Below are 2080 nucleotides of genomic sequence, written 5' to 3'. Positions count from 1 at the left end.
TTTAAAGAAGAATACGCAAAACGATATACTTAGTGGTGATTGGTGTTCTGACGTGGGCTTTTCCGTTCTGGCCGCACCCGCAACCGCTCCGAGGAAGCCGCCGGCGACGAGGCCGGCAGCACCGAAGAAAGCGACGAGGCTGCCGAAGCCGCTGAAGAGGGTGCCGCGGGGGAGAAGGACGGCGTGACCTCGCGCCGCCGCCGCCGTCGCCGCCGCGGCGATGCCGATCTTGAACTCACCGGCGGTGCCGACGACGACCCGCCCAACACGGTCACCCGGGTCCGGGCACCGCGCCCGATCACCGAGACCGCCCCCAGCAACAAGGTGGCGTCGGTCAAGGGGTCCACGCGGCTGGAGGCCAAGAAGCAGCGCCGCCGCGAGTCCCGCGAGACCGGCCGCCGCCGCCAGGTCATCACCGAGGCCGAGTTCCTGGCCCGCCGCGAATCCGTCGACCGCCAGATGGTGGTCCGCCAGCGCGACGACAGGATCCAGATCGGCGTGCTCGAAGACGGCGTGCTGGCCGAGCATTTCGTGTCCAAGACCCAGCAGGACTCGTTGATCGGCAACGTCTACGTGGGCAAGGTGCAGAACGTGCTGCCCAGCATGGAGGCCGCCTTCATCGACATCGGCCGCGGCCGCAACGCCGTGCTCTACGCCGGCGAGGTCAACTGGGACGCCGCCCACCTCGACGGGCAGCCGCGCCGGATCGAACTCGCGCTCAAGTCCGGCGACTCGGTCCTGGTGCAGGTCACCAAGGACCCGGTGGGCCACAAGGGCGCCCGCCTGACCAGCCAGATTTCGCTGCCGGGCCGCTTCCTGGTCTACGTCCCCGGCGGCTCCATGACCGGCATTTCCCGGAAACTGCCCGACGTGGAACGCAACCGGCTGAAGAAGATCCTGAAGGAACATGTTCCCGACGGAGCCGGCGTGATCGTCCGCACCGCGGCCGAGGGCGCCAGCGAAGAAGAGCTGATGAACGACATCAACCGGCTGCGCGCGCAGTGGGAGGGCATCGAATCGCGTGCCGGGTCCACCAAGACGCTGGCACCGGAGCTGCTCTACGCCGAGCCGGACCTGACCATCAAGGTGGTCCGCGACGTGTTCAACGAGGACTTCTCCAAGCTGGTCGTCTCCGGCGAAGAAGCCTGGGACACGATCGAGGCCTACGTGACCTATGTGGCCCCCGACCTGGTGGATCGGTTGGAGAAGTGGACGTCGGAGACGGACATTTTCGCCGCCCAGCGGATCGACGAGCAGATCCACAAGGCGCTGGACCGCAAGGTCTTCCTGCCCTCCGGCGGTTCCCTCGTGATTGACCGCACCGAGGCCATGACCGTGGTGGACGTCAACACCGGCAAGTTCACCGGCTCCGGCGGCAACCTGGAAGAGACCGTCACCAAGAACAACCTGGAAGCGGCCGAAGAAGTGGTCCGCCAGCTGCGGCTGCGCGACATCGGCGGCATCATCGTCATCGACTTCATCGACATGGTGCTGGAGTCCAACCGCGACCTGGTGCTGCGCCGCCTGGTCGAATGCCTGGGCCGCGACCGGACCAAGCACCAGGTAGCCGAGGTAACCTCGCTGGGCCTGGTCCAGATGACCCGCAAGCGCATGGGCACCGGGCTGCTGGAAGTCTTCGGCGAGCAGTGCGAGCATTGCGCCGGCCGCGGCGTGATCACGCACGACGAACCGGTCGAACACCGCCGCCCCGCCGCGGCCACCGAGCACCACCAGGTCCGCATCGAGAAGCGCTCCGAACGGCAGTCGCGCAGCGAGAAGCGCCGCAACCGCGGCCAGGGCGGGCAGGAGACTGCCGCCGAGACCCCGGCCGCCGTGGTCCAGGAAGACGACGCCGAGCGCCGGGCCAAGGCCGAGGCCGCCCGCGCGGCACTGGCCACCATCGCCGCCGCCGCGCACGCCGCCCATGAGGCGGAAGATCACCCGGAGGCGGCCAAGTCCAAGCAGCACGACGGCGAACAACCCGCCTTCGCCGCCGTTGCCGGCAAGCCCGAAGCGGCGGCGGCCGGTGCGCCCGCGGGTTCGCCGGGCCAGCCCTCCGGGCGCAAGCGCAGGTCGCGCC

The 2080-nt window shown here is 68.8% G+C and carries 1 pseudogene; it reads left to right on the top strand.

The annotated features are described in order from the left end of the window. Positions 1 to 63: 63 nt before the first annotated feature. Positions 64 to 2080, top strand: a pseudogene (locus AC5RV2_RS17370) (Rne/Rng family ribonuclease); the annotation flags it as partial.

This window comes from Arthrobacter sp. Y3225116, assembly GCF_059091245.1.
Note: the sequence above shows the minus strand (reverse complement) of the source record. Positions and strands in the feature narration are given on the sequence as shown.